The sequence below is a fragment of the Micromonospora sp. NPDC048843 genome, from assembly GCF_040649965.1.
Taxonomy (GTDB): Bacteria; Actinomycetota; Actinomycetes; order Mycobacteriales; family Micromonosporaceae; genus Micromonospora; species Micromonospora hortensis.
This window is the reverse complement of record NZ_JBEZGJ010000007.1, coordinates 1-25,378: the sequence shown is the minus strand read 5'-3', so window position 1 is coordinate 25,378 and position 25,378 is coordinate 1. Positions and strand designations below refer to the sequence as shown.

The following is a 25,378-nucleotide window of genomic DNA, read 5'->3' as shown; positions in this document are numbered from 1 at the left end:
CATGAGCGACGAGGATCTGTGGCGGGTGCTGCGCGGCATCTCCGACATGCCGTACGGGGCGGGGCAGATCGCCGCCCTGGAGCAGCTGCTACGCCGGGTGGACGCCGCCGATGACCGGCACCTTGCCTTCGTTACGCGGATGCAGGCCACCACCGGCTACATCTACGGCGGTGAGCCGGCCAAGTCCTTCGTGACCTTCTCCTGGTGTCTGTCCGAGTTCGACGGTGACCCGCAGCCGTACCACCAGCGTCACCTGCACAACTTGCTCTGGCACTTCAAGTACATGATCAACGGCCTGTTGAACTTCCCGGAGGTGCCGCTCGACCGCACGTACGCCGTGCTGGACGACATGGAACGCCGCTACCGCGCCGGTGGGCACAGCCTGCAGGCCGTGCACAAGCACCGGTTCCGGGTCGCCGACCACGTGGGCGACGTCGAGGCCGCTGCGCACTGGTACCGGCTCTGGCAGACCACCCCGCGCGACGGCCTGTCCGACTGCGCCGGTTGCGACCCCACGAGCCAGGTGGGCTACCTCGCCGACACCGGGCGGGACGTGGAGGCGGTGGAGCTGGCCGAGCCGGTGCTCGCCGGCCGGCTCAACTGCAACGAGCAGCCGCAGTCGATCCTCACCGCACTGCTCCTGCCGTACCTGCGGACCGGGCGGGCCGAGGAGGCGCGGGACGCGCACCGGGAGGCGTACCGGCGGCTGCGCGGCAACCTCGCCAACCTGTGGGACGTCGCGGACCACATCGAGTTTTGCACGCTGACCGGCAACGAGGCGCGGGCGATCGAGCTGGTCGAGCGGCACCTGGACTGGCTGGACCGGCCACCGTCGCCGGCCGCCGCCATGCACTTCGCGGCGGCGGCCGCCGCCGCGCTGCGTCAGGCCGGCCCGTCGACGGTGTACCGCCGGGCCGCCGACGGCCGGTCGGCCGCCGAGGTGTCGGCGGCGTCGTTGGCGGACGAGCTGGCCGAGACCGCGACCGGTCTGGCCGCCCGCTTCGACGCTCGTAACGGCACGAGCCACCAGTCGGAGTGGGTCGCTCGTCGGCTGGCCGTGCAGGCGAGCGGGGAGCATGTGCCGCTGTCCGCGAGCGTCCGCCGCCGCCCGACCCGCCGGACCCGTCCGGTCGGGGAGGAGCCCAACGCACCAGCGTCGTCCAGCGAGCTAGCCGAGCGGGTGCGAAGCGGTAAGGATGAACGATCCGCCGTGACCGTGACCGTGCCCGCCGACGCCGGCCCGGACGATCTGCTGAACCTCGCGGAGCAGAGCTGGGGCCAGCACGACCTGTCCACCTTCCGCGCGGCGCTGGTCGCCTTCGACGACCGGTTCGGCTCCGCCGAGCTGCCCGCCCGCACGTCCGCGCACCGGCTGGCGCTGCGCGCGTCGGAGCGTGGCGACGAGGACGACATCGAGGGTGCGATCACCCTGAATCGGGCGGCGTTGGAGCTGTACCGGAAGGCGGACGAGGAGGTGGCCGCCCAGACGGTCGCCGGGCGGCTCGGCGTGCTGTTGACCCGGTCCGACGAGGACACCGAGGAGGGCCTGCTGCTGGTCCGGGAGGCGGCCGAGGTCCTGGACCGGCTCGGCGACGCCCAGCAGCGGACGGCCGGACACGACCGGGTGGCGTTGGCGCTGCTGCACCGCGAGCGTTGGGCGGAAGCGCTCGCCGCCCTCGACCGGGTACCGGCCGACGCGGGCGGCGATCGGCACCTGGCGGCCCGGATCGCACTGCACCGGGGGCACCTGCTGGAGCAGTTGGACCGCGTCGACGAGGCCCGCGCGGCAGTCGACGAGGCACGCCGGATCGGCCGGGAGCTGGGTGTCGGCGAGGTGGTCACAGGCGCCGGCCTGGCGTACGCGCGGCTTGTCGACGATCCGGCGGACGCCGTGGCCGCCTGCGACGAGGCGTTGGAGGCGGCCACGGCGGACGCGGAACTGCCGGTCCGGGTCACCCGCGCCCGAGCGTTGCTGGCGGCCGGCCGGGCCCCGGACGCGGTGGACGACTTCGTCGAGGCGGTGACGCTGTGCGTGGAGCGGGGCGCCGAGGGGGACGCGTTCCTGCGGTGGGAGCTGGCGAACGCGTACCGGATGGTGGGTCGGCTCGCCGAGGCGGCCGAGGTCGCCGAGGAGGCAGTGCTCGGTCTGGATCGGCTGGGCGCCCAGGCGGAGGCCGACCGCTGCCGGCACCTCCTGGCCGGCGTCTACGCCGGGCTTGGTGAGATCGACCCCGCGTTGGCCCTGTTGGAGCAGTTGGCCAGCAATCTGGACGGCCCGGACAACCTTCCGCACCGGGCGCAGGTGCTGGAGGAGGCCGGCGGGATCCTCTACGACGCCGACCGGGACGCCGCGGCGGGCGAGCGGTTCGCCGCCGCGGCTGAGGCGTACCGGCTCGGTGACCTGCCGCTGGACGAGCTGCGCGCTCGCCGGCGGGAGACGTACGCCTGGTTCTGGGCCGACGACCGGGACGCGGCGTTGCACGCCGTCGAGGTGGTGGACGGGTTGGCGGCGAAGCTGGCCGGGCAGGCCGAACCGCCGGTGCTGTACGAGCTGGCGATGGCGGCCGAGGCCGGAGCACGTGTGCTCACCGGGCAGGACCGGTTGGACGAGGCCCTGGCCCGGCTCAGCGGGGTGCCGGACCGGTTGCGCTCGATCGAGGCGTTCGGCGAGGCCGCCCAGGTGGAAGCCCTGATCGGTGAGCTGCTGCTGCGCCTGGACCGGCCGGCCGAGGCGGAGCCCCTGCTGCGCCGCGTGCTCGGTGGGTTGCCGGCCGCCTCGCGGCAGGTTCGCCAGACGGCCTGGCTGCTGGCTCGGGCGCTGGATCTGCTCGATCGACCCGCGGAAGCGGCCGCGCTGCGCGCGGAGCACGACCTGGACGAGGACGACTGATCTCGCCGGCCGCCCCTGGCCAGGTCAGGGGCGGCCCGGCCCGGGGCGGACGGAACTGACCGGCAACCATCGCGGGCTCTTCGCGGTCTAGGCTTGCCCGGTGACGGTGGAGCAGCAGGCACGGGGTGCGGCGGGTGCGGGCCGGCGCAGGTCCCGCAAGGACGAGATCCTGGAGATCGCGGTAGGTCTGTTCGCGGCGCGTGGCTATCACGGCGTGTCGATGGACGACATCGGCGCGGCCGCCGGGGTCACCGGTCCGGCGCTCTACCACCACTTCGCGGGCAAGGAAGCCATGCTGGCCGCCGCGCTGATTCCGGTCAGTGAGGGGTTGCTGGCCGGTGGGCGGGAACGTGCCGTCGGGCGCTCGGACGACCCGCGCGGCGTGCTGGAGTCGCTGATCGACTTCCACGTCGAGTTCGCGCTGGCCAATCCGGCGGTGATCGCGTTGCACCTGCACGAGCTGGACCGCCTGCCCGAGGAGCCACGACGCCGAATTCGTCGTCTGCAACGGCTCTACGTCGAGGAGTGGGTGACCGTGCTCACCGCGCTGCACCCGGGGATGCCCGACGGTGAGGCGCGGGTTCTCGCGCACGCCGCGTTCGGCCTGATGAACTCGACGCCGTTCCTCGGTGGTGAGGTGGACAGGCGACGCCGCGCCGAGCTGCTGCGCGGCGCGACCCTGGCCGCGCTGCTCGCCTGAGCCGACTCGTCAGAACCGTGCCGGTCATGATTCCCTGACATCGTCCCACCATCCGGACGCCGGGAGGAAACATGATCGAGTCACTGCTGGTCGCCAATCGGGGCGAGATCGCCCGCCGGATCATCCGGACCGCCAAGCGGCTCGGCATCCGCGTGATCGCTGTGCACTCGGAGGCCGACGCCGACCTGCCGTTCGTCGCGGAGGCGGACGAGGCGGTCCTCATCGGCCCACCGAACCCGGCGCTGAGCTACCGCAACACCGAGGCGATCCTCGCCGCCGCGAAGTCGACTGGCGCCCAGGCCATCCACCCCGGGTACGGCTTCCTGTCGGAGAACGCCGAGTTCGCCCGTACCGTCGAGGCGAGCGGCCTGATCTGGGTCGGACCCGACGCGGACGCGATCACCGCGATGGGCGACAAGATCAACGCCCGGAACCTGATGGCGGCGGCCGGTGTTCCGGTCGCGCCCGGCACCACCGACCCGGCCGCCGACCTGGACGCCGCGGTCACGGCTGCGGCCGAGATCGGCTACCCGGTGATGGTCAAGGCTGCGGCCGGCGGCGGCGGCATGGGCATGGGCGTGGCGGTTGACGAGGCCGCGCTACGCACCGAGTACGACAAGGTGCGCGCGTTCGCCGAGCGGATGTTCGGCGACGGTTCGGTGTTGATCGAGCGGTACTTCCCCCGGGTACGGCACGTCGAGGTGCAGATCCTCGGCCTGGCGGATGGCCGGGTGGTGGCGCTCGGCGAGCGGGAGTGCTCGGTGCAGCGGCGCAACCAGAAGCTGGTCGAGGAGTCCCCGTCGCCGGCTGTCTCGCCGGAGCTGCGGTCCCGGCTCCTGGCGGCGGCGGTGCGGGCCGGCGAGGCGGTCGGTTACCGCAACGCGGGCACTGTGGAGTGCCTGCTGGTTCCGCGTGAGCGGGACGCTGCTGACGCTGCCCCCGGCTCCGAAGACTTCTTCTTCCTGGAGATGAACACGCGGTTGCAGGTGGAGCACCCGGTGACCGAGTACGTCTACGGCATCGACCTGGTCGAGGAGCAGTTGCGGGTGGCCTCCGGGTTGGCGCCGACGTTCGACCCGGACGCGTTGACCCCGAGTGGGCACGCCATCGAGATGCGGATAAACGCGGAGGACCCGAAGCGCTTCCTGCCCGGCCCGGGTGTGATCAGGACGTGGGTGGAACCGACGGGCGAGGGTGTCCGGGTGGACTCCGGTTACACCGAGGGCAACACTGTCACCCCGTTCTACGACAGCCTGCTGGCCAAGCTGATCGTCAGTGGCGCGACCCGCGACGAGGCGCTCGATCGTGCGAAGGCAGCCGTCGCGGCGTTCCAGATCGAGGGCCCGAAGAACAACGTCCCCTTCTTCGCCGAGCTGCTCACCAACGACGAGTTCCTCTCCGGCGCCTACGACACCGGCATCGTCCCCCGCATGCGCTGACCGCCCCTGCCCCCCCTGACCGCCCCGGTGATCAAGAGGTTTGCGTCAGGATTCGCGCCGCGGATGACGCGAACCTCTTGATCAACAGCGGGGTGGCATGCTGGGAGGACCCCCTAAGCGCTGCTTTCGTCACAGTGAGGTGACCCCTAATGGCGGACCTGCCAGATTCCGTCTCCATTCGTGAGGTTGGGCCGCGGGACGGGTTGCAGAACGAGGACCCGATCCCGACCGACGCCAAGGTTCGGCTGCTCGACGCCCTCTCCGGCACCGGCGTACGCCGAATCGAGGCGGTGTCGTTCGTGCACCCCAAGGCGATCCCGCAGATGGCCGACGCCGACGAGGTGTGGCAGCGGGCGGTGAGGGCCGACGGGGTGCGGTACTCCGCGCTGGTGCCTAACACCCGGGGCGCCCAGCGGGCCCTCGCCGCCGGATTCACCGAGATCGAGGTGGTGGTCTCGGTCAGCGACACCCACAACCGGCGCAACGTCAACCGGTCCACCGACGAGTCGCTGGACGACATCGCCGAGCTGATCGACCTGCTGCACGGCGCGTCGGCGCGGGTCGAGGTGATCGTGGCGACCAGCTTCGGCTGCCCGTACGAGGGGGACATCGACCCGCGGCGGGTGGCCGGGATCGTGGACCGGGTGGTCCGCGACGGCGCGGACCGGGTCGCATTCGGCGACACCACCGGCATGGGCACCCCACGCCGGGTCCGCGAGCTGCTGACCGCGGTACGCGACCGCAACGCGCACGTACCGGTCCTGCTGCACTTCCACAACACCCGGGGTACGGCGCTGGCCAACCTACTGACCGCGCTCGAGCTGGGGGTGACCGAGTTCGACGCCAGCGTCGGTGGGCTCGGTGGCTGCCCGTACGCGCCGGGGGCGAGCGGCAACCTGGCCACCGAGGAGGCCGTGCACATGCTGCACGACATGGGCATCGACACCGGCATCGACCTGCCGGCGCTCATCGAGGTGGCGGAGTTGGCCGAGGAGTTGCTCGGCAAGAAGCTGCCGTCCGGTGTGCTGCGGGCCGGTCCGCGTACCCGGCTGACGCCGCTGCCGAGCTGAGGACGCGACGAAGGGGCCGGCGCACGCGCCGGCCCCTTCCACGTGCCAGGTCGGTCAGCTCACCGAGGCGAGCGCGCCCGGCCAACTGTCGCGGAAGATGTCCGCGCTGCGGTCGGTGGCGCTGAACGTGCCGGCGAAGAGGTTGCTCACCCGGTTCGCCTCGGCGGTGCTGGGGTAGGCGTTGGTGCAGCTGGTGCCGGCGCTGCCGCCGGACATCAGCAGGGCGCAGTTTCCGTTGTAGTTGTCCGGCAGGCCGAGGATGTGCCCGATCTCGTGGGTCATGATCCGCAGCACGCTGTACTGGGCGGCCTGCTGGGTGTCGATGTAGACCCGGCCGTTGCCGAGGCTGGTCCGCTGGGCGTACGAGCCGCCGCCGGTGATCCGGTAGATGCGCAGGTTCGAGCCGCAGTTGGCGGAGAGCGTCAGGTTGACTGTGGCGTTGTTCCAGATCGAGGCCGCCTGGTTGGCGACGCTGGCGTAGTTGCCCGCCTGGCTGGTGTTGTAGCAGATGGTCATGGCGGCGGACGCGGGCGACGGGTTGGCGACCGTGATGCCGAGGGTGGCGAGTGTCGTCGCGAGCAACGCGACGGCGAGCCGGTTGAGTCGTGAGGTCATCGCTGACTCCGATCTGGGAGGAGGGGTGCCAGGAGCCTAGCGATATGTATTCACGTTTTTCAATGTCTTGCTCTCGGCTTCGCTGTCTGGTTCGCTCGTAGGTCGCCGACAACCACGCCGATGCGCTAGCCTAACGATCGTTCAGGTCAGTATGGCGGAGGAGTCGGCGTGACGCTCGACGGTGAGGCACTGGAGCAGCTGCGCAAGCGGGCCCGGTCCGGCGGCGCGGACAAGTACCACGCGGCCAACGCGGCCAAGGGCAAGCTTTTCGCCCGTGAACGGGTCGCACTCCTGGTCGACGAGGGCTCGTTCGTCGAGGACGGCCTCTACGCCAACACGATGGCAGAGGGGCTGCCCGCCGACGGCGTGGTGACCGGCACCGCCACCATCGACGGCCGACAGGTCTGCCTGATGGCCAACGACTCCACAGTCAAGGCCGGCAGCTGGGGTGCCCGCACCGTCGAGAAGATCATCAGGATCATCGAGCGGGCGTACGGCGCCGGCGTGCCGATGGTCTACCTGGTCGACTCGGCCGGTGCCCGGATCACCGACCAGGTCGACCTCTTCCCCGGTCGGCGTGGCGCCGGCAAGATCTTCTGGAACCAGGTCCGCGCCTCGGGCTCGATCCCGCAGGTCTGCGCGCTGTTCGGTCCGAGCGCTGCCGGTGGTGCGTACATCCCGGCGTTCTGCGACGTCGTGGCGCTGGTCGACGGCAACGCCAGCATGTACCTCGGCTCCGACCGGATGGTCGAGATGGTCACCGGCGAGAAGACCACCCTGGAGGCGATGGGCGGGGCGAAGGTGCACACCGCCGAATCCGGCGTGGGGCACTTCCTCTGCAAGACCGAGGCCGACGCGCTCGACGTCGTGAGGACCTACCTGTCGTACCTGCCGGCGAACTGGACGCAGGCGCCGCCGACCGCACCGGCGGTCGCCGCGCCCGCGAAGGCCGACCTGGCGGCCTTGGTGCCGGCCAGTGAGCGGCAGGCGTTCGACATGCGGCGGTACGTAAAGGGCCTGCTCGACGAGGGTTCGTTCTTCGAGATCCAGGCGCTCTGGGCCAAGGAACTCACCATCGGCTTCGGCCGTCTCGACGGTCAGGTCGTCGGGGTGGTCGGCAACAACTCGATGTTCAAGGGCGGCGTGCTCTTCGTCGACTCGGCCGACAAGGCCACCCGGTTCGTGCAGCTCTGCGACGCGTTCAACGTGCCGCTGCTGTTCCTCAGCGACGTACCCGGCTTCATGGTCGGTAGCGCCGTGGAGAAGCAGGGCATCATCCGGCACGGCGCCAAGATGATCACCGCGATCTCCGAGGCGACAGTTCCGAAGATCTGCGTGGTGGTCCGCAAGGCGTACGGCGCCGGCCTCTACGCGATGGCCGGCCCCGGGTTCGAGCCGGACGCCACCATCGCGCTGCCGACCGCGAAGATCGCCGTGATGGGCGCAGAGGCTGCCGTGAACGCTGTCTACGCCAACAAGATCGCCGCCATTGCGGACGAGGACGAGCGGGCGGCCTTCGTCGCCGCCAAGCGGGCCGAGTACGAGCAGGACATCGACGTCGTCCGGCTGGCCAGCGAGCTGGTGGTGGACGCCATCGTCGAGCCGCACGACCTGCGCACCGAGCTGGTTCGCCGATTCGCGGCGGCGCGTACCAAGGATCGGCACTTCTCCCGCCGTCGGCACGGCGTCACACCGGTCTGATCACCGACTCAGGCCCGCACAGCGACCCGCGTCGGCGTCACGAGCGCCGAGGCGGACCGTCCTTACAGGAGGATGAGATGGACTTCCGGCTCACCGACGAACAAGCGGCGCTGCGCGAGAGCGTGCGGGAATTCGCCCGCGAGGTGATCGCCCCGGTCATCGCCGAGCACTACGAGCAGCACACCTTCCCCTACGAGGTGATCCGGCAGATGGGCAAGATGGGCCTGTTCGGTCTGCCCTTCGCCGAGGAGCACGGCGGCATGGGCGGCGACTACTTCGCGCTGTGCCTGGCCCTGGAGGAGTTGGCCCGGGTCGACTCCAGCGTCGCCATCACGTTGGAGGCGGCGGTCTCGCTGGGCGCGATGCCGATCTACCGCTTCGGCACCGAGGAGCAGAAGGCGACCTGGCTGCCCCGGCTGCTCAGCGGAGAGGCGCTGGCCGGCTTCGGTCTCACCGAACCGGGCACCGGCTCGGACGCCGCCGGCACGCAGACCCGGGCGGTGCTGGACGGCGACGAGTGGGTGATCAACGGGTCGAAGGCGTTCATCACCAACTCGGGGACCGACATCACGGCCATGGTCACTGTCACCGCGGTGACCGGCACGAACCCGGACGGCTCCAAGGAGCTGTCGACGATCATCGTGCCGACCGGCACGCCCGGGTTCGCCGTCGCGCCCGGCTACTCCAAGGTGGGCTGGACCGCCTCGGACACCCACGAGCTGACGTTCGACGACTGCCGGGTGCCGGCCGCCAACCTGCTCGGCGAGCGGGGCCGGGGTTTCGCCCAGTTTCTGCGGATCCTCGACGAGGGCCGGATCGCCATCGCCGCGCTCGCCGTCGGCCTCGCGCAGGGCTGTGTCGACGAGTCGATCAAGTACGCGAAGGAACGGCACGCCTTCGGCAAGCCGATCGGCGCCAACCAGGCCATCCAGTTCAAGATCGCCGACATGGAGCTGAAGGCACACACCGCTCGCCTGGCGTACTACGACGCCGCCGCGCGGATGTTGGCCGGCGAGCCGTTCAAGCGGCAGGCCGCCATCGCCAAACTGCACGCCAGCACTATCGCCGTGGACAACGCCCGGGAGGCCACCCAGATCCACGGCGGGTACGGCTTCATGAACGAGTACCCGGTGGCCCGGTTCTGGCGGGACTCCAAGATCCTGGAGATCGGCGAGGGCACCAGTGAAGTGCAGCGCATGATCATCGCTCGGGATCTGGGCCTCTGAGTGGCCCCGCCGAACTGATCGGCCGGTCGTCCCGAACGGACTGTCCGTACGGCTGTCGGGTTTCGGCGAGCGGGCGTCAGTAGCCCGACGTTCGACTGCCGACGGTCGGAGTCCATCCGTACTCTTCGTGCCCATGACTCCGGATCATGACTGGTCGCGGAGCCCGGCTGGACGTACCACTCTGCCGGAGCTGCTCCGCGGGCATCGACGCGCCGCCGGCCTCACCCAGGCCGAGCTCGCGTCCCGGGCCAGGGTGGGTGTCCGTACGGTGCGTGACCTGGAGCGTGGCCGGTCGATCCGGCCACAACGCACCACTGTCGAGCTGCTCGCCGGGGCGCTGGCGCTGACCGGCACCAGCCGGGCGGCGTTCCTGGCCGCGGCCCGCGGCGCCGGTGTCGAACCGGCCTCGCCGGACGCCACCTCGACGACGTTCGCGGTCGGCGGCAACGCCACGTCGGCCGCCGCACCCGCCGACCCGTCGGTAGCGCTCCCGCCCCCGGTCGCGTTGATCGGCCGGGAGCGCGACCTCACCGAGCTGGCCGGAATGCTGACCGCGGAGCGAGGCCCCCGGTTGGTGAGCCTCGTCGGGTTGGCCGGCGTCGGCAAGACCGCCCTGGCGACGTCGGTGGCGCACCTGGTGGCCGCCGCACACCCGGCCGGTGTGGCAGGGGTGCTGGTGGGCGAGGGTGCGGACGGTCCGGACGTGCTCGCCGCCTCGATGTCGGTGCTCGGCGTGGCGCGCCTGCCCGAACTCGTGGCGTTGCTCGCCGGGCGGCCGACGCTGCTGGTGATGGACGCGGTGGAGCGCGCCCCGGGCCCGGTGGCCGCGACTCTGCACCGGTTGCTCGGCGCACTGCCCTCGCTGCGGGTGCTGGTCACCGGGCGGCACCCGGTCGGGTTGCCCGGTGAGCGGGTCTGGCCGGTCGCGCCGCTCGACGTGCCACCACCGGAGGCCGAGCACTCCGGACTCGAATCGTGGCCGGCGGTCGCGTTGTTCACCGCCCGGCTCGCTCAGGTCCGCCGGGAGCCACCCACCCCCGCCGAGTTGCCGGCGCTCGCCGCGTTGGTGCGCCGGTTGGGCGGGCTGCCGTTGGCCATCGAGCTGATGGCCGCCCGGGGCCGTCTGCTCGACCTCACCGAACTGCTCGACCGGTACGGCGACCGGGTGCTCGACCTGGCCACTCCCGCCGACGCGTCCGCCCACCCGGTCTGGGACGCACCGGAGGCGCTCGGCAGCCGGACGAGCGGCCCCGACACCCGTGCGGCGGTCTCGGTCGCCGTCACCCTGCGGGACGCCGTGGCGTTCAGCTACCGCCTGTTGGCGTCGGACGAGCAGGCGGCGCTGCGGCAGTTGGCCGTCTTCGGTAACCGCTGGTCGGTCGAGTTGGCCGAGGAGATGCTCGCCGACGAGGCCGACCGGGACGGCACTGTGGCGATCGACCCGGTTCCACTGTTGGACCGCTTCGTCGAGTTGGGGCTGCTGAGCGTACGCGGATCCGGGTCGTTCCGGTTCCGGCTGCTCGACGCGGTCCGTGACTACGCCGTCGAACAGGCGGCCGGTGCAGGCGAGCTGACCTGTATCCGGCGTCGACACGCCGAGGTCATCGCGCGCCTGGTGGCCCGTACCGCCAGTGACCTGACCGGCCCACGGTTACCCGACGCGGTGCACCGGCTGGACGAGATGAGCAGTGACATCAGCTCGTCGTTGGCCCACGCGACCACCGACGACCCGTTGACAGCGCTGCGGCTGGCGGCCTGCCTGACCCGCTGGTGGCGGTTCCGCGGACGCGACGTCGTCGGTCGGCAGTGGTTGCGGCGGCTGTTGGCGGACCCGCTAACCGCCGACGCTGATCCTCTTCTGCGTGGCTGGGCCGCCCTCGGGGTCGCCAGGCTGGCGGCGGAGCACGGCGCGGGTGCCGAGGAGTTGTCGACGGCCCGTGCGGCGTTGAACACCTTTCAACAGGCCGGCGACGTCACCGGGGAGTTGGAGGCGCGGAACGTGCTCGGCACCCTGCTGATCTCCGTGGGGCGGCAGGACGAGGCTCGCGAGCAGGCCGAGGCGCTACTGCGGTTGGCTGCCCGCAACGGGCGGACCCGGGACCTGGCGGTGGCCCAGAACAGCCTCGCCTGGCACGAGATCCGCGCAGGTGATCTGGCTGCGGCCCGTCGCCGGCTCGCCGCTGTGGACCGACTCGCCGCCGAGAGTGGGGAGCAGCGACTGCGGGTGCTGGGCTGGGCCAATCGAGCCGAGGTCGCCCGACTGGAGGGCTGGTACGCGGACGCCATCGACCGTGGTCGGCGGGCGATCGTGGCCCTGTCCGAGCTGGGTGATCCCGGGCGTCGCCGTCGGGTGCTCGGGACCGTCGGGCTCGCACTCGCCCAGGACGGGCGGGCCGCGGAGGCCACCGAGGTGCTGACCGAGTTGCGTGCCGGGGGTGTGGAGGCGCTGCCGGCGCGGCCGACCGTGCCGCGACCGCGACCGCGCTCGGACGACGCGGCGCTGGCCTGGGGTGGGCCGGAGGCCGGGCTCTGTGCGCTGATCGAGGGGAACCTGGCGCTGCACCGGGGCGACCGGGAGTTGGCTGCCGAGTGGTTCGCGGCCGCGGCCGACCATGCGGGGCAGGATCGCCGCGACGCGGTGGAGGCGCTGGTTGGGCTGGCTGCGAGCACTGCGGACCCGTCGGTGCTCGATCGACTGGACCGGGTCTGTGCGGAGGGCGGCATCCGGCTGTTGCCGCAGGAGTCGGGACTGCTCTACGCGCTGCTCGCCGCCCGAGGTGGACCGGCTCAGTAGCCTGCGCTCTCCCCGAGCGGATCGCAGCGGTGAGAGTGGCGCGGGCGAAGAGCCCCCTTTGGTGCTACCCCTCGCTGATCGCCCGCGCCGTCACCCCCCGGTGATCCCCGGTGCAGGAAGCGTGCCACCGGCGCGCTGGCAGAAAGTCGGCTTGGACCGAATCCTCCAGCTTGGCCGGGTCAGTTCTGCCGGTCTTTCTGCCGCTGCCGCCGCCCGACGGCGGGTGGTGGTCAGTGCCGTCGGGTGGCGCTGTCGGTGGCGGCGACCTGCTCCGGGCCGACGTCGTCACTGCCGGCGGTGGCGCACGGATGCGCGGCGTCGCGGACCCGACGCAACCCGTCGAGCAGGGCTGCCAGCGCCTCGGGGTCGAGTTGCCCGGTGAACCACTGTTCGATCATCTGAAGATGCCCGGGCAGCGTCTCGTTCAGGCGTTGCATCCCGGTGGCGGTGACCACCGCGTACGAGCTGCGTCGGTCGTTCGGGCAGGCCCGGCGGGTGAGCAACCCGTCGCGCTCCATCCGGTCGACCACCCTTGTCACTCCGCTGGTCGAGAGGGAGGTCTGTGCGGCGAGGTCGGTCATGCGTAGTTGGTTGCCCGGCGAGCGGGCCAGTCGGGTGATGACCTCGAACTCGACCGCGGAAAGGCCGTGCTCCTCGAGTTGGGCGTTGAACCGGGCTGACAGCCCGGCGTGTGCCTCGAAGAGCAGGCCGACGGCGGTGATCCGGGGATCGTCGAAGACGTTGGTCACCCGTTCATCATACCAGTGCTTGACACGGGGAATGTTGTTGCAGTTATAGTTGCTCAAGCAGTCGTTGGGCTACTAAACAATCTCCTGGAGGACAGCAGCATGACCAGCAGCATCGATGCGGTTACCCGCGACTGGGACGGCCTCACCATCCCGGCGGCCGGCACCTACGCGCTCGACGTGGCGCACAAGCGGGTCGGCTTCGTTGCCCGGCACATGATGGTGAGCAAGGTTCGCGGTGAGTTCAACGAGGCGACCGCCACCATCACCGTCGCCGAGGACCCGCTGCAGTCGTCGGTCGTCGCCACCATTCAGGCCGCCAGCGTCGACACCACCCAGGCCGACCGGGACGCCCACCTGCGCAGCCCCGAGTTCCTGGACGCCGAGAAGTTCCCGACGCTCGAGTTCCGCAGCACCGGGGTCAAGTCCCGCAGCGGCAGCGAGTTCGTGCTCACCGGTGAGCTGACCATCAAGGACGTCACCCGCCCGGTCGAGCTAAAGGTGGAGTTCGAGGGTGTCGGCCGCAGCCCGTTCGGCCAGGACATCTTCGGCTTCTCCGCGAGCACCGAGATCGACCGCGAGGAGTTCGGCCTGACCTGGAACGTCGCCCTGGAGACCGGGGGCGTGCTGGTCAGCCGCAAGATCAAGATCGAGATCGAGGGCGAGGCCGTTCGCCAGGCCTGATCCCCCGGAATCGCCGGAGGGCAGGGGGAACCCGCCCGGCGATCCGACACGCAGGGCCCGCGCCGCACGTCGGCGCGGGCCCTGCGTCGTTCCCACTGGTGGTAATTGTCACGGGTTGTTCGCACCGCAATCGGGTCCAGCCAGTCGACGACGGGGTACAGATGGCGCCACGAGCGCGTCCGCTCCGGTCGCCGTCGGATCAACGCCGTCGGCCTCTGGCCCCGGTCAGGTGGGCGCTCTTACCGTGGATGCTTCACAAAGCGCTTCCGGGACGGCATGATCCCGACCGCGCCGGCCGTCGGGAGGACACATGGGCAGGGACGTCTCAGAGGGCGCCTTCACCCGGGATGATCGCGTCCGATATCGGCAGAAGGTGCGGCGGTGCCTGGACGTCTTCGCCCTGATGCTTGACGACTTCGGCTTCGACGCCGACCGGCCGATGACCGGCCTGGAGATCGAACTCAACCTGGTCGACTCGGCCGCCGAGCCGGCGATGCGCAACGAGGAGATCCTCGCCGACATCGCGGACCCTCTCTTCCAGACCGAGTTGGGGCAGTTCAACCTTGAACTCAACGCCGAGCCCCGACTGATCGAGGGCACCGGCTTCGCCGACTACGAGCACGACCTGCGCGGCAGCCTATCCCGGGCCGACGAGCGTGCCGCCAGGTCCGACGCGAAGATCGTCCTGGTCGGCATCCTGCCCACCCTCACTGAGGGGCACCTGGTCGAGGACAACCTCTCCACCAACGAGCGTTACCGGGTGCTCAACGACCAGATCGTCGGCGCCCGGGGCGAGGACATCGAGCTGGACATTCGCGGCGTTGAGCAGTTACGCACGCACACCGACTCGATCGCCCCCGAGGCCGCCTGCACGAGCCTCCAGTTCCACCTCCAGGTCGCCCCGGACAGCTTCGCCGACTACTGGAACGCGTCCCAGGCCATCGCCGGGGTGCAGGTGGCAGTCGGGGCGAACAGCCCCTTCCTGTACGGCCGCCAGCTGTGGGCCGAAACGCGGATCGCCCTGTTCCAGCAGGCCACCGACACCCGCCCGGACGAGCTGAAGGCCCAGGGCGTACGGCCGCGGGTGTGGTTCGGCGAACGGTGGATCACCTCGATCTTCGACCTGTTCGAGGAGAACGTCAGGTACTTCCCGCCGCTGCTGCCGATCTGCGAGGACGAGGACCCGGTGGAGGTCCTGCACGCCGGCGGTGTGCCACAGCTCGGGGAGTTGCGGTTGCACAACGGCACCGTCTACCGGTGGAACCGTCCGGTCTACGACATCATGGGCGGTCGACCCCACCTGCGGGTGGAGAACCGGGTGCTGCCGGCCGGTCCGACGGTGGTGGACATGCTGGCCAACGCGGCCTTCTACTTCGGGCTGGTGCGCGGTCTGGCCGAGGCCGACCGTCCGATCTGGAGTCAACTCACCTTCAGCTCCGCCGAGGAGAACTTCCACGCCGCCGCCCGACGTGGCCTCGACGCCGTGCTGCACTGGCCCGGGCTCGGCGACGTGCCGGTCACCAAGCTCGTCCTGGACCAACTGCTGCCCACCGCCGCCACCGGTCTGGACGGGTTCGGCGTCGCCCCGGCGCAGCGGGATCGGCTGCTCGACATCATCGAGCAGCGCTGCCGTACCGGCCGCAACGGCGCCGTCTGGCAGACCGAGGCGGTCTGGGCGGCGGAGCGGCACCACGGCATGGACCGGACGGCCGCGCTACACCACATGGTCCAGCGCTACGCCGATCTCCAGCGCACCAACGAACCCGTCCACACCTGGCCAACCACCTAATCCACCCCACCCCCACCCCACCCCCCGAACGCGTTGATCATGAAGTTATTGCCATGACACGCCGGGTGAGGTGGCAATAACTTCATGATCAACAGGGCGGGCGGGTGGGTGGGGGTTGGGGTGGGGTGGTGTGGGGCGGTATTAGTCGGTGGTGGGGCGGGTGGCGCGGCGGGCTGCTCGGGTGCGCCGGCTCGTGGCGGTCAGGTCCTCTGCCGCTGTTGCTTCGGTGGGACGACCGGCCGGATCCGCGAGGTCCGGGTCCGTACGCGGGGCGGGAACCTGCGGTGCTGCGGTGGTGTCGCCCGGCAGCGAGTCCGTCCGGGGCGTCCGCGGTGGGGCGTCGGCCCTCCTGCGCCGCGCCGCGGTTCCGGCCGTGGAGGCTGAGGTTGTGGCGGTCGAGGCTGAGGTTGTGGCGGTCGAGCCGGAGACCGGCGGGGTGGGCTCGGTCTCGGCGACCGGGGCCGGGTCGGCCACCGTGTCCCGAGGCACCGCACTCGGCTCGGCCGAGCGGCTCAGTTGGGCCGGGCGGTTCCGTTCGCTTCGCTCGCCGAGGCGGGCGGCCAGCACCGAGCCGCCGATACCGGCGATCACCGCGTACGGGGCGATCAGCTGGGTGGACAACTGCGCGGGGCCCAGCGTCGACCAGTGCGGCAGGGTGGTCAGGTAGCCGAGCGCGACGAGCACCGGGCCCGCCGCGCCGGAGGCCGCCGCACCCACGCGGTGACCGCCCGAGCGGGCGGATCGCCGGGCGGCCAGTACGCCGATCAGTAGCGCGGGCACCAGTGCCAGCAGCGCGCCGGGCCAGTAGAGCTGGCCCCCGATCCAGTACCGGGCGTGGTCCGGGTCGAACTGCCAGGTACCGAGTTGCGCGCCGGTCAACCCCCGTCCGACGCGTACCCCGTCGATCACGGAGATCACAGCGAGCAGCCAGAGCCAGGCGGCCGTGGCGGTCACGTTGACCGCTGCGGCTCGGGAGCGAAGCGCCCAGATCGCGACGAGGACGCCGATCAGGATGCCCAGCGTCGCCTGTAGGGCGGCCGTCCGTTGCGGAGCGCCGGTGTCCGCGCCGGTCGCGACCCGCGCGGGCACCGCGATCAACAGCACCGTGACCAGGCCGCCCAGCCCGGCGCCAAGCGCCAGGGCCACCCGGCGCAGCAGGCCGCCTCGGTCGTGGACCGGCGGCTCGGCCACCGGTGGTGGCGTGCCCGCCACTTCCGGACGGGCGGTGTCGACGGCCGGTGAAGGCCCGTCGACCGGGCCCTCGTGCTCCGGCTTTCGATCGCCGAGCTGCGGGCCCTCCTGGCGGGCAGCGCCGTCGGGCGACGTTTCCGGAGAGGTCACGGTCTTCGCCGGGGCGTTCCGTTGGTGCAGACGCTGCGCGCAGACCGCGCCGAGGACCGTCGAACTGGCGGCGAGCCAGGTGGCCCAGGCGAGGCCGTCCGCCCAGGCTGTGTCGGTCGCACCGGCATCGGTGGGCGTCCAGGTGATGACGCCGAGCCCGTAGCCGAAGCCCAGTTGTGCGGCACCCGCGCCGGCAGCGACCCCGATCGCCGTCGCGATCGACACTCCCCAGCCCTGTCTGGCCATGCCGGGCAGCGTAACGTCCCGTCGTCGGCGCGGCGAGTCGCAAAGACCCGCCGGTGTGGACCGCCGGTGCGGGCGGATTGGGCGGCGGGCGGTACGGTCGCCGGTGATGAGGCGGTGGGCGTTATGACGGACACGAACACGGGCCAGCAGAATGCCGCCGGTGGCGGTGCGGGCCGGGCCAGCGTCGTGCTCGGTGGCGGGTTGGCGGCGGTGCTGCTCGCCGCAGTGGGTGCGACCGGCGGCTGGTTGCTGGCCGGCGAGGACGAAGCACCCTCTGGTGACCCGCTGGCCGTTGCGACCACTGCTGGCGCGTCGACCACCAGGGCCACCGCACCCCGACCGAGCAGCGGCCGGCCGACACCGTCTGCGGTCCAGACCTCCGCCACCCCGACCAAGGCGGCCGGCCTGACCGTGCCGCCGGTGATCGGCACCGACTTCGAGCAGGCCCGGGACACGCTGCGCAAACAGCGGCTGGGTTGGCGGCTGGTCTTCGGTGGCGGCGTCGGCCGTACGGTCGAGAGCACCACACCGGACGTGGGCACCGAGGTCGCCCGGGGAACGACAGTGCAACTACAGGTCGCCGGGCCGGCGCCGGCCGCCGAGGTGCCGGACGTGGTCGGCAAGAGTTGCGCCGACGCCGCCGACGAGTTGGTCGACGAGGGCCTCTACCCGCGCTACCTCAGCGGACGTACCGGGAAGGTCAGCCGGCAGGAGCCCGCCGAGGACGGCCCGGCCCGGTGGAACGACCAGGTCAGCATCTGGTGCGGCTCCGACAGCCAGCCGACCGCGAAACCCACGCAGTGATTCCAGGCCGGCGGGCTCGAGCCTGCCGGCGCCTGACGCCGTCCTGTCCCGTCGACAGCCGGCGCGGCTCGGCACGCTGATCCCCACCGATGGCGGTGTGGGCGACTAGGTTGGCGGTCGAGGGCCATGACGCCCGTCCGGGTTCGGGAAAGGACGTGCGATGAGCGACGACCGCCAGGAGCCGCCCGCCGGCGAGCACGACGATGACCGGACCCGCCCCCTGCCCCCCGCCGCTGACCGGCCCGGGCCCGCCGCCGACCGACCGGAGCCGACGCAACCGACGGCCACCGACCCGGACGAGACGGCACCGATCGACAGGACTGTTCCGGCTCGTCCCGACCTGTCGCCCGACCAGACCATGCCGATCGACAGGTCCGCCGGCACCCGGCCGGGTCCGCCGGCCGACCGGACGGCGCCGATACCGCCGGCCTGGTCAGGTCGGGCCGAGGTGCGCTCGCCCCGACCGGACGAGGCCGGCGGTGAGTGGTACGTCGAGGAGCAGGGTGGTCGGCGGTGGTGGTCGCCGATCCTCTGGGGCGTACTGGCGCTGCTGCTCGCCGGCCTGCTCGGGGGTGCGCTCTGGGTGGTGCTCGCCCAGCAGGATGACGATCGGGACGATCGTGGGCCCACCCCGTCCCCTCCGCCGACCAGTGCCCCCAGCGCCCCGCCGACCAGCGCAGCCTCCACGTCGGCGGCGCCCACCAGTGAGTCGCCGAGCAGCTCGCCGACCACTGACGCGCCGGACGAGCTGCCGGTGCCTCCGCTCGCAGGCCTGCCGCAGGCCACCGCCGAAGGGCTGTTGGCTCGGCTCGGCCTGGCCTACCGGGTGGTGTACCGCCCGTCGGAGCTGCCACCGGGGACGGTGGTGGGCACCGAGCCGGAGGCGGGCACGTCGGTGTCGACCGACGACGAGGTCTTGTTGATCATCTCGCAGGCCGGGACGCCGACCGGGGCGAGCCCGACCACGCCGAGCCCCACTGTGACGAGCACGCCGTGACCGCTGGTCACCACATCCGGCGGCGGGTGCTGACGAGGCCGATGCCGGCCAGTGAGATGGCGAGGCCGAAGATGCCGGACCAGAAGAGGGAGCGGCGGACGTCAGTGGCGTTGTGCCCGGCCGGAGCTGCTTCGGTGAGTTCCTGACGGCCGTCGGACTGGCCGCCGGCACCAAGGCCGGACACCGGCCCGGTCGGGTCGGCACCACCGGCGTGGTCGGCCGGGGAACCGGTGTCGGTCCAGCCGGGTTCCTCGTAGACCGAATGGCCGTCGCCCGTCGGCGGGTCGGAGTCGAGCACGGTGATCTCTGGTGCGGGCACCGGTGCGGTCAGCCGGGTGGACGACATCGCCGGGTCACGGACGAGGACCAGGACTGTCGCCATCGCCCCGAGGAGGGCGAGGAGTCCGAAGGCATAGGCGATACGAGAGCGGTGGTGCCGCCGCAGGGCGGGCTGATTGACCATGACCATCCCAGGGTCAGGGTCCTGGACGAGCGGGTGGAACGGTGCCGGGGTGGGCGTACCGATTCTATGGCGACGGCACGCCCCCCGGCGGCGGTTCGGGTCGGTCAGCCCACCCGGAGCGGGGTACGCGCGACCGGGCGGCGGGCCCGCACGGTGTGGGGGCGGGGTTCGGGGGCGGCCTGCAGTTGCTGCAGCCCTTCCCGCTGGACGAAGATCGACCGTCGGGTGACCGCGTCGCCCGCGGCGTTCAACTCGTAGCCGTCGAGCCAGAGCCAGCCGTCATAGGTCGGCCAGTCGAGCACCCGGATCACCCGGAACTTGATCGGCCTGAGGAACTGGACACTCGCCGCGCGTGTCACGTGCAGTACGTCACCGGTGCGGGGAAGCACATGGGCTCCTGGGGAGGATCGGCCGGCGGTCGCGCCGGCGGTGCCTGAACGGGGGACGTCTCGGCCGGTGACGGGGTCGTGCCTCGTGAACCGGTGGTGCGGATGGCAGTGGTCGGGCCGTACCCCGCTGGTGACGTGCCGCCACCCGACCACCACCCGGTTGCTTCCGGGAACCGCGCCCGCCGCCGCAGCTTGCCGGCTTGCAGCGGCGGGGTCCTTACCCCGGAGCAGGTCGCGTTGTCGTCGGCCGGGCCCGCGCCGTGCCCGGCTTCCTCGAAGCGGTGGGGTCACCACTGCGAGGGACCGAACGGAGACGCTGAGTGATCCGTGCCATACGGACAGAGTGCATCAGGGACGTGCTTCATGCAAGTTGCACGTCGACTTTTGCCGATACGTGAGCGTGTCACGCGAAAGGCCTATTGAAGCCATCCGCGTCCGGGCGGCAGACTGGGGACCGGTTTCGCCCGTCGCGGCCGGCCGAGGACCGGCACCACCCCCTTCGTCGCGAACGCTCGCCGGTCGACGGTCGCGCCCCCGGCGGGTGTCACCCAGTGGCGCGTTACCGGAGGTAGCCCGAGTGGGGTCGAGCAGCCAGCGGCGGGGACCAGTGGCTCACGGGTTGCGCGATGAGTGAGCGGCGCAGTCCCACCATCAGACGGCGGCGGCTCGGGGCCGAGCTGCGTCGCCAGCGGGAGTCCGCCGGAATCACCATCGAGGTGGTCGCCGAACAGTTGGAGTGCTCGGCGTCGAAGGTCTCCCGGATCGAGACCGGGCACACGACGGCCACCCCACGCGACGTGCGGGACATGCTGCGGATCTACGGCGTCGTCGGCGCCGAGAGCGACGAGCTCGTGCAGATCGCCCGGGAGGCCCGCCAGAAGGGCTGGTGGCACCCCTACAGCACGGTGCTCGTCGGCGCTTACGTCGGGCTGGAGGCGGCGGCCAGTTCGATCCGGGCGTACGAACAGCAGGTCGTTCCGGGTCTTCTGGAGACCGAGGAGTACGCCAGTGCCATGATCCGTGCCGCTCGGCCGGACTTCACCGCCGATCAGGTGCATCAAAGAGTGCGTGTCCGTTTGGGCCGTCAGTCGTTATTGACCCAGGACGATCCGGTCGATCTGTGGGTGGTGCTCGATGAGGCGGTGGTAAGTCGGCCGGTGGGCGGGGACGAGGTGATGCGCGGTCAACTCAAGCGGTTGGTCGAGGTGGCCGAGTTGCCGAACGTGACGCTGCAGATCCTGCCCTTCGAGGTGGGTGCGCATGCCGGCATGGACGGCACGTTCACGATCCTCAGCTTCCCTGAGCCCGGTGATCCGGATGTTGTGTACGCGGAGAACGCCACGGGTGGGCTCTTCCTGGAGAAGAGCGACGAACTACAGAAGTACAGCTTCATCTTCGATCACATCCGCGCTGCGGCCATACGTCCGGAGGAGTCCGTCGCACACATCGCAAAACTGGCAGAGGAGCCGTTGTGGAAATGGCGACCAAAGGGTTCCCCGTGGACCTGACGCAGGCAGCATGGTTCAAGAGCTCGAAGAGTGGGCCGAACTGTGACAACTGCGTGGAGGTGGCGTACGTGACGGGGGCGGTCGGAGTGCGGGACTCGAAGGACAAGGCGGGCCCCGCCCTGGTCTTCGCTCCGGGTGACTGGCACTCCTTCGTTGCCGGCACCCGGGGTGGTGTGTTCGGCGCGGTCTGACCGACTGGTCAACGGAGTCCCCGTCCGGTTCGCCGGTCGGGGACTCTGTCGCGTCCGCGGTAGGCGCGGCTGACTGTCGCGTCGCAGCGGGGGGTCGGAGAGGTTCCGTCGGGATTCCCGTCGCCAGAGCGTCCCCGTCTCGTTGAACCGGTCGGTACGGCGCTGGTCGACGACCCGCCGCACCGACCCGCAACCGAGCGAGTAGGCGAGACGGATGACGACGATCGGTTCAGACAACCTCACCACCGGTCCGGCAAAGCCGGAGCGGTTCGGTGGCAAGTACCGCGGCGCTCGTCGGGACACGGTTCTGACCGAGGTGGTCTCGACCGACCAGGAGTTGAGCGGGCGGGAGGGCGATTCCGAGACGACGGATCCCCCGCTCTCGCTGCCCTCACTGGACCCGAACCCGCTGATCGAGCCGTCGTTCCCGCCGGCGGGCTGGCCGATGGAGCCGCCCGAGTCCCTGGCGGACCACCCGTTGCTGCGTGGCCTGCTGATGGAGTTGCCGCCGAAGGGCACAGTGCCCTCGCAGGACTGGCTGGACCGCTGGTTCGAGGCCACCAGGTCGATCCTGGAGCTGCTATACGTGCAGAGCGCCAGCCGCCCGCGTTGACCCTGCGACGGCGGGTTGGGCCCGCTCCGCGAAGCGGTTGTGGCGCAGCGCGTGCCGGACCCCGATGGCGATCACCGCGAGCGCGCCCACTGTGATCGCCGGCCCGGTGACGCCGGGGTCGGCTCCGAGGTCGGCGCCAGCGGCGGCGATCAACGCCGGCAGCGTGGCCAGGGCGGTGACCTGTAGTGGCAGCCCGACGAGCGGGTGGGCCGCGGCGGCGCGCAGCCCGTGCGGCGCGGGGGTGGCGGGGGCACTGGCGAACGCGCCCGCGCCGGCCCAGAGCCGGCGGATCCGTCGTACCGAGCAGACCGTCGCCACGAGCGCCGGGCCGGCGGCCACTGTGAGCCCGGCGGCGGCCCGGTCGACCGGCGCGGTGCCGGCGCTGAGCAGCCCGCCGCCGAGCACGGCCGCGGTGAGCGCCACGCCGGTGAGGGCCAGCGCCAGCAACCATCCGGTACGCCGACGCAGCATGCGGGTGTTGCGCAGCCGGGGAAGGCCGTCGGCAACGATGCCGGCGGCCAGCCAGACGGCGGCGACCGGGAGCAGGATGGTGAGCTGACTCTCCATGTTCGAGAGTCTTTCCCGATTCCCGGCGAGGCGAATCCGGGCTCGTCCCCCGTTCGCCCCGGACGCCGGGCCCGTAGGGGGTCATCACTCGAAGGTATGGCCGTTTCGACATGTTCAACTGCCCGACGGCTGACTTACCCTCAGCTAGATCGGCAAGTGTCGATTGATGTTGGGACCGGTGGTCACGTTCCACTGCCGGTCAGAGGGAGGTAGGAAATGGGTCTTCCACGAAGGTCCGTACTGATCGGGGTGGCCGCGGCGACAGTGCTGGCCGTCGGTACCCCAGCCCTGGCCGCCGAACCCGTGGGTGTGGTTCGGGCCGCCGGCGGAGCCACCGCCGTGCCGGACAGCTACATCGTCGTACTCAAGGACAGTGCCGTGGCCCGGGACCGGGTCGGCGACACCGCGAAGCGGCTCTCCGGCCGCCACGGCGGCACCGTGGCCCGCACCTACGGCGCGGCGCTGCGCGGCTTCGAGGTCACTGTGAACGCGAGCGCGGCGGCGCGGATCGCGGCCGACCCGGCGGTGGCGTACGTCGAGCAGAACCACACCGTGTCGATCTCCGGCACGCAGGCCAACCCACCCTCCTGGGGCCTCGACCGGATCGACCAGCGCAACCTGCCGTTGGACAGCTCCTACACCTACCCGAACACGGCGAGCAACGTGCACGCCTACATCATCGACACCGGCATCCGGTTCTCCCACAACGACTTCGGCGGCCGGGCCACCTCCGGCTACGACGCCGTGGACGGCGGGTCGGCCGACGACTGCAACGGGCACGGCACGCACGTGGCCGGCACTGTCGGCGGATCCGCGTACGGGGTGGCCAAGGGCGTCCAGCTCGTCGGCGTACGGGTGCTGAACTGCTCCGGCAGTGGCACCAACGCTGGTGTGATCGGCGGCGTCGACTGGGTCACCGCGAACGCGATCAAGCCGGCGGTGGCGAACATGAGCCTCGGCGGCGGCGCGAACAGCTCGCTGGACAACGCCGTCCGCAACTCGATCGCCTCGGGTGTCACGTACGGTCTGGCGGCCGGCAACGACAACGGCGCGAACGCCTGCAACACCTCGCCGGCGCGTACCACGGAAGCCATCACGGTGGGCTCGACGACCAGCTCGGACGCCCGGTCGTCGTTCTCCAACGTCGGCACCTGCCTGGACATCTTCGCGCCCGGCTCGTCGATCACCTCGGCCTGGTACAACAGCAACACCGCCACCAACACGATCAGCGGCACCTCGATGGCCACCCCGCACGTGGTCGGAGCGGCGGCCCTGGTGGCCAGCGCCAACCCGAGCTGGACCCCGGCTCAGGTCCGCAACCAACTGGTGGCCAACGCCACGCCGAACGTGGTGAGCAACCCTGGCTCGGGCTCGCCGAACCTGCTGCTCTACGTGGGCACCGGCAGCACCCCGCCGCCGCCCACCGGCTGCACCGGCACCAACGGCACCGACGTGTCGATCCCGGACGCCGGCTCGGCGGTGACCAGCTCGATTACCATCTCCGGCTGCGGTCGCAACGCCTCCTCCGCCTCCACGGTGGCGGTGAACATCGTGCACACCTACCGCGGTGACCTGGTCATCGACCTGCTCGCCCCGGACGGCAGCTCGTACCGGCTGAAGAACAGCAGCACCTCGGACAGCGCCGACAACGTGAACGCCACGTACACGGTCAACGTGTCGGGTGAGGCCGCCGACGGCATCTGGCGACTTCAGGTGCGGGACACCTACTCGGCCGACACCGGCTACATCAACACCTGGACCCTGACCGTCTGACCGGTCTCTGACGAACGAGGCCCCACCCGGCACGCCGGGTGGGGCCTCGCGTCGTACGGATCGGGCTCAGACCGAGAAGGTGGCCGGCCGTTCGGTGGCCGGGGCCGGCGGGCGGGCCTTCCACAGGCCGATCTTCTGCGCGGCGAGCCGGCTCAGATAGGCCGGGTTGAGGATGACGTAGCGGCGCCAGAGCCGCTTCGGCTCCAGCCCGAGGCGCCAGAACCACTCAAGACCGGCGCGCTGCATCCACGGCGGGGGCTGGCGCAGCAGGCCGGCGTGGTAGTCGAAGGCCGCGCCGACCGCCATCAGCGGCATGTCGAGCAGCGGCCGCATGGCGTACGCGAAGACCTCCTGGCGCGGGCAGCCGAGCCCGACCAGCACCAGCCGGGCGCCACTGGACCGGATCCGGTCGGCGATCTCGGCGTCCTCACCGGGCTGGACGGCACGGAACTTGGACGGCTCCACCCCGGCGATCTTCAGCGCCGGGAACATCCGCTCCAGGGCCGGGATCAGCCGGGCGAGGGTCTCCTCGGTCGAGCCGTACAGGTAGACCGGTAGCCCCTCGTCGGCGAAGCGCGACAGCACGTGCAGGGTCAGGGTCGGCCCGTACACCCGGTCGCCGAGCCCGGCGTGGTGCAGCAGGTTGAGCGCCCACCGCACCGGCTGCCCGTCCGGCGTGACCACGTCGAAGGAGTTGAGCCGCGCGTTGTGCGCCGGGTCGAGCACCCCGGTCATCACACCGTGCACCGCCAACGCGGTCAGCGCGAGGGGACGCCGTTCGTGTGCCGCTGTCACCACCGCGTCGGTAGCCGTGGCGTAGTCGGTGGCGTCG

22 protein-coding genes are annotated in these 25,378 nt (G+C 71.3%); 15 read left to right on the top strand and 7 right to left on the bottom strand.

Annotated elements, in window-relative coordinates; all coding sequences use genetic code 11:
* Position 1: 1 nt before the first annotated feature.
* The 4 genes from AB0C20_RS03210 to AB0C20_RS03195 all read left to right on the top strand — a co-directional run bounded on the left by AB0C20_RS03210 (position 2) and on the right by AB0C20_RS03195 (position 6,099).
* The gene (locus tag AB0C20_RS03210; protein ID WP_357567183.1) at positions 2-2,890 is read left to right on the top strand and encodes a hypothetical protein; all 2,889 of its coding nucleotides are present in this window, start codon (positions 2-4) and stop codon (positions 2,888-2,890) included.
* Between the two features lie 100 nt (positions 2,891-2,990).
* The gene (locus AB0C20_RS03205; protein WP_238669677.1) at positions 2,991-3,590 is read left to right on the top strand and encodes a TetR/AcrR family transcriptional regulator; all 600 of its coding nucleotides are present in this window, start codon (positions 2,991-2,993) and stop codon (positions 3,588-3,590) included.
* 71 nt (positions 3,591-3,661) lie between these two features.
* Complete coding sequence (locus tag AB0C20_RS03200; RefSeq protein WP_357178801.1) at positions 3,662-5,029, top strand: biotin carboxylase N-terminal domain-containing protein; 1,368 nt, start codon at positions 3,662-3,664, stop codon at positions 5,027-5,029.
* A gap of 149 nt (positions 5,030-5,178) precedes the next feature.
* A complete protein-coding gene (locus AB0C20_RS03195; protein WP_357178804.1) occupies positions 5,179-6,099 on the top strand; it encodes a hydroxymethylglutaryl-CoA lyase in 921 nt (306 codons plus the stop codon).
* Positions 6,100-6,153: 54 nt separating this feature from the next.
* Here AB0C20_RS03195 and AB0C20_RS03190 read toward each other — a convergent pair whose 3' ends face one another.
* Positions 6,154-6,714: a snapalysin family zinc-dependent metalloprotease gene (locus tag AB0C20_RS03190; protein ID WP_357178808.1), complete on the bottom strand. Its 561-nt coding sequence runs from the start codon at positions 6,712-6,714 to the stop codon at positions 6,154-6,156.
* Positions 6,715-6,882: 168 nt separating this feature from the next.
* On the opposite strand from AB0C20_RS03190, the gene AB0C20_RS03185 reads away from it, so the two are divergent.
* The 3 genes from AB0C20_RS03185 to AB0C20_RS03175 all read left to right on the top strand — a co-directional run bounded on the left by AB0C20_RS03185 (position 6,883) and on the right by AB0C20_RS03175 (position 12,435).
* A complete protein-coding gene (locus AB0C20_RS03185; RefSeq protein ID WP_357178811.1) occupies positions 6,883-8,415 on the top strand; it encodes an acyl-CoA carboxylase subunit beta in 1,533 nt (510 codons plus the stop codon).
* A 77-nt stretch (positions 8,416-8,492) separates the two neighbouring features.
* A complete protein-coding gene (locus tag AB0C20_RS03180; RefSeq protein ID WP_357178815.1) occupies positions 8,493-9,641 on the top strand; it encodes an acyl-CoA dehydrogenase family protein in 1,149 nt (382 codons plus the stop codon).
* A gap of 133 nt (positions 9,642-9,774) precedes the next feature.
* Positions 9,775-12,435, top strand: coding sequence for a helix-turn-helix domain-containing protein (locus tag AB0C20_RS03175; protein WP_357567182.1), 2,661 nt, complete (start codon positions 9,775-9,777; stop codon positions 12,433-12,435).
* Between the two features lie 230 nt (positions 12,436-12,665).
* Here AB0C20_RS03175 and AB0C20_RS03170 read toward each other — a convergent pair whose 3' ends face one another.
* Positions 12,666-13,184 carry a MarR family transcriptional regulator gene (locus AB0C20_RS03170; protein WP_357178821.1) on the bottom strand — a complete coding sequence of 173 codons (519 nt, stop codon included), beginning with the start codon at positions 13,182-13,184 and terminating at the stop codon, positions 12,666-12,668.
* Positions 13,185-13,283: 99 nt separating this feature from the next.
* Between AB0C20_RS03170 and AB0C20_RS03165 the strand changes: the two genes are divergently transcribed.
* Both AB0C20_RS03165 and AB0C20_RS03160 read left to right on the top strand, forming a co-directional pair.
* Positions 13,284-13,865, top strand: coding sequence for a YceI family protein (locus tag AB0C20_RS03165; protein ID WP_357567181.1), 582 nt, complete (start codon positions 13,284-13,286; stop codon positions 13,863-13,865).
* A gap of 310 nt (positions 13,866-14,175) precedes the next feature.
* Positions 14,176-15,654 (top strand): glutamate--cysteine ligase, encoded by a 1,479-nt coding sequence (locus AB0C20_RS03160; protein ID WP_357567179.1) that lies wholly within the window; start codon positions 14,176-14,178, stop codon positions 15,652-15,654.
* A gap of 141 nt (positions 15,655-15,795) precedes the next feature.
* Here the strand turns inward: AB0C20_RS03160 and AB0C20_RS03155 are convergent, their stop codons facing one another.
* Positions 15,796-17,241: a hypothetical protein gene (locus tag AB0C20_RS03155; RefSeq protein WP_357567177.1), complete on the bottom strand. Its 1,446-nt coding sequence runs from the start codon at positions 17,239-17,241 to the stop codon at positions 15,796-15,798.
* A gap of 123 nt (positions 17,242-17,364) precedes the next feature.
* On the opposite strand from AB0C20_RS03155, the gene AB0C20_RS03150 reads away from it, so the two are divergent.
* Both AB0C20_RS03150 and AB0C20_RS03145 read left to right on the top strand, forming a co-directional pair.
* Positions 17,365-18,045 (top strand): PASTA domain-containing protein, encoded by a 681-nt coding sequence (locus tag AB0C20_RS03150; protein ID WP_357178832.1) that lies wholly within the window; start codon positions 17,365-17,367, stop codon positions 18,043-18,045.
* 160 nt (positions 18,046-18,205) lie between these two features.
* Positions 18,206-19,042: a PASTA domain-containing protein gene (locus AB0C20_RS03145; RefSeq protein ID WP_357567175.1), complete on the top strand. Its 837-nt coding sequence runs from the start codon at positions 18,206-18,208 to the stop codon at positions 19,040-19,042.
* Between the two features lie 7 nt (positions 19,043-19,049).
* On the opposite strand, the gene AB0C20_RS03140 is transcribed toward AB0C20_RS03145, so the two are convergent.
* The gene (locus tag AB0C20_RS03140) at positions 19,050-19,505 is read right to left on the bottom strand and encodes a hypothetical protein (RefSeq protein WP_357178837.1); all 456 of its coding nucleotides are present in this window, start codon (positions 19,503-19,505) and stop codon (positions 19,050-19,052) included.
* A 104-nt stretch (positions 19,506-19,609) separates the two neighbouring features.
* On the bottom strand, positions 19,610-19,894 hold the full coding sequence (locus tag AB0C20_RS03135; RefSeq protein WP_091396374.1) for a hypothetical protein: 285 nt from the start codon (positions 19,892-19,894) through the stop codon (positions 19,610-19,612).
* A 626-nt stretch (positions 19,895-20,520) separates the two neighbouring features.
* On the opposite strand from AB0C20_RS03135, the gene AB0C20_RS03130 reads away from it, so the two are divergent.
* The 3 genes from AB0C20_RS03130 to AB0C20_RS03120 all read left to right on the top strand — a co-directional run bounded on the left by AB0C20_RS03130 (position 20,521) and on the right by AB0C20_RS03120 (position 22,206).
* Positions 20,521-21,402: a helix-turn-helix transcriptional regulator gene (locus AB0C20_RS03130; RefSeq protein WP_357178840.1), complete on the top strand. Its 882-nt coding sequence runs from the start codon at positions 20,521-20,523 to the stop codon at positions 21,400-21,402.
* On the top strand, positions 21,372-21,593 hold the full coding sequence (locus AB0C20_RS03125; RefSeq protein WP_091396369.1) for a DUF397 domain-containing protein: 222 nt from the start codon (positions 21,372-21,374) through the stop codon (positions 21,591-21,593). Before AB0C20_RS03130 ends, AB0C20_RS03125 begins: the two co-directional genes overlap by 31 nt.
* A gap of 214 nt (positions 21,594-21,807) precedes the next feature.
* Positions 21,808-22,206 (top strand): hypothetical protein, encoded by a 399-nt coding sequence (locus tag AB0C20_RS03120; RefSeq protein ID WP_355004604.1) that lies wholly within the window; start codon positions 21,808-21,810, stop codon positions 22,204-22,206.
* Here the strand turns inward: AB0C20_RS03120 and AB0C20_RS03115 are convergent.
* Positions 22,174-22,773, bottom strand: a complete 600-nt coding sequence (locus tag AB0C20_RS03115) for a hypothetical protein (protein ID WP_357178844.1) — start codon at positions 22,771-22,773, stop codon at positions 22,174-22,176. The two genes, AB0C20_RS03120 and AB0C20_RS03115, sit on opposite strands and share 33 nt — an antisense overlap.
* Before the next feature lie 216 nt (positions 22,774-22,989).
* Here AB0C20_RS03115 and AB0C20_RS03110 point away from each other — a divergent pair, with 216 nt between their 5' ends.
* The gene (locus AB0C20_RS03110; RefSeq protein ID WP_357567173.1) at positions 22,990-24,546 is read left to right on the top strand and encodes a S8 family serine peptidase; all 1,557 of its coding nucleotides are present in this window, start codon (positions 22,990-22,992) and stop codon (positions 24,544-24,546) included.
* 66 nt (positions 24,547-24,612) lie between these two features.
* Here the strand turns inward: AB0C20_RS03110 and AB0C20_RS03105 are convergent.
* Positions 24,613-25,378: WecB/TagA/CpsF family glycosyltransferase (locus tag AB0C20_RS03105; protein WP_357567171.1), on the bottom strand; the 766-nt coding region annotated here is incomplete at its 5' end.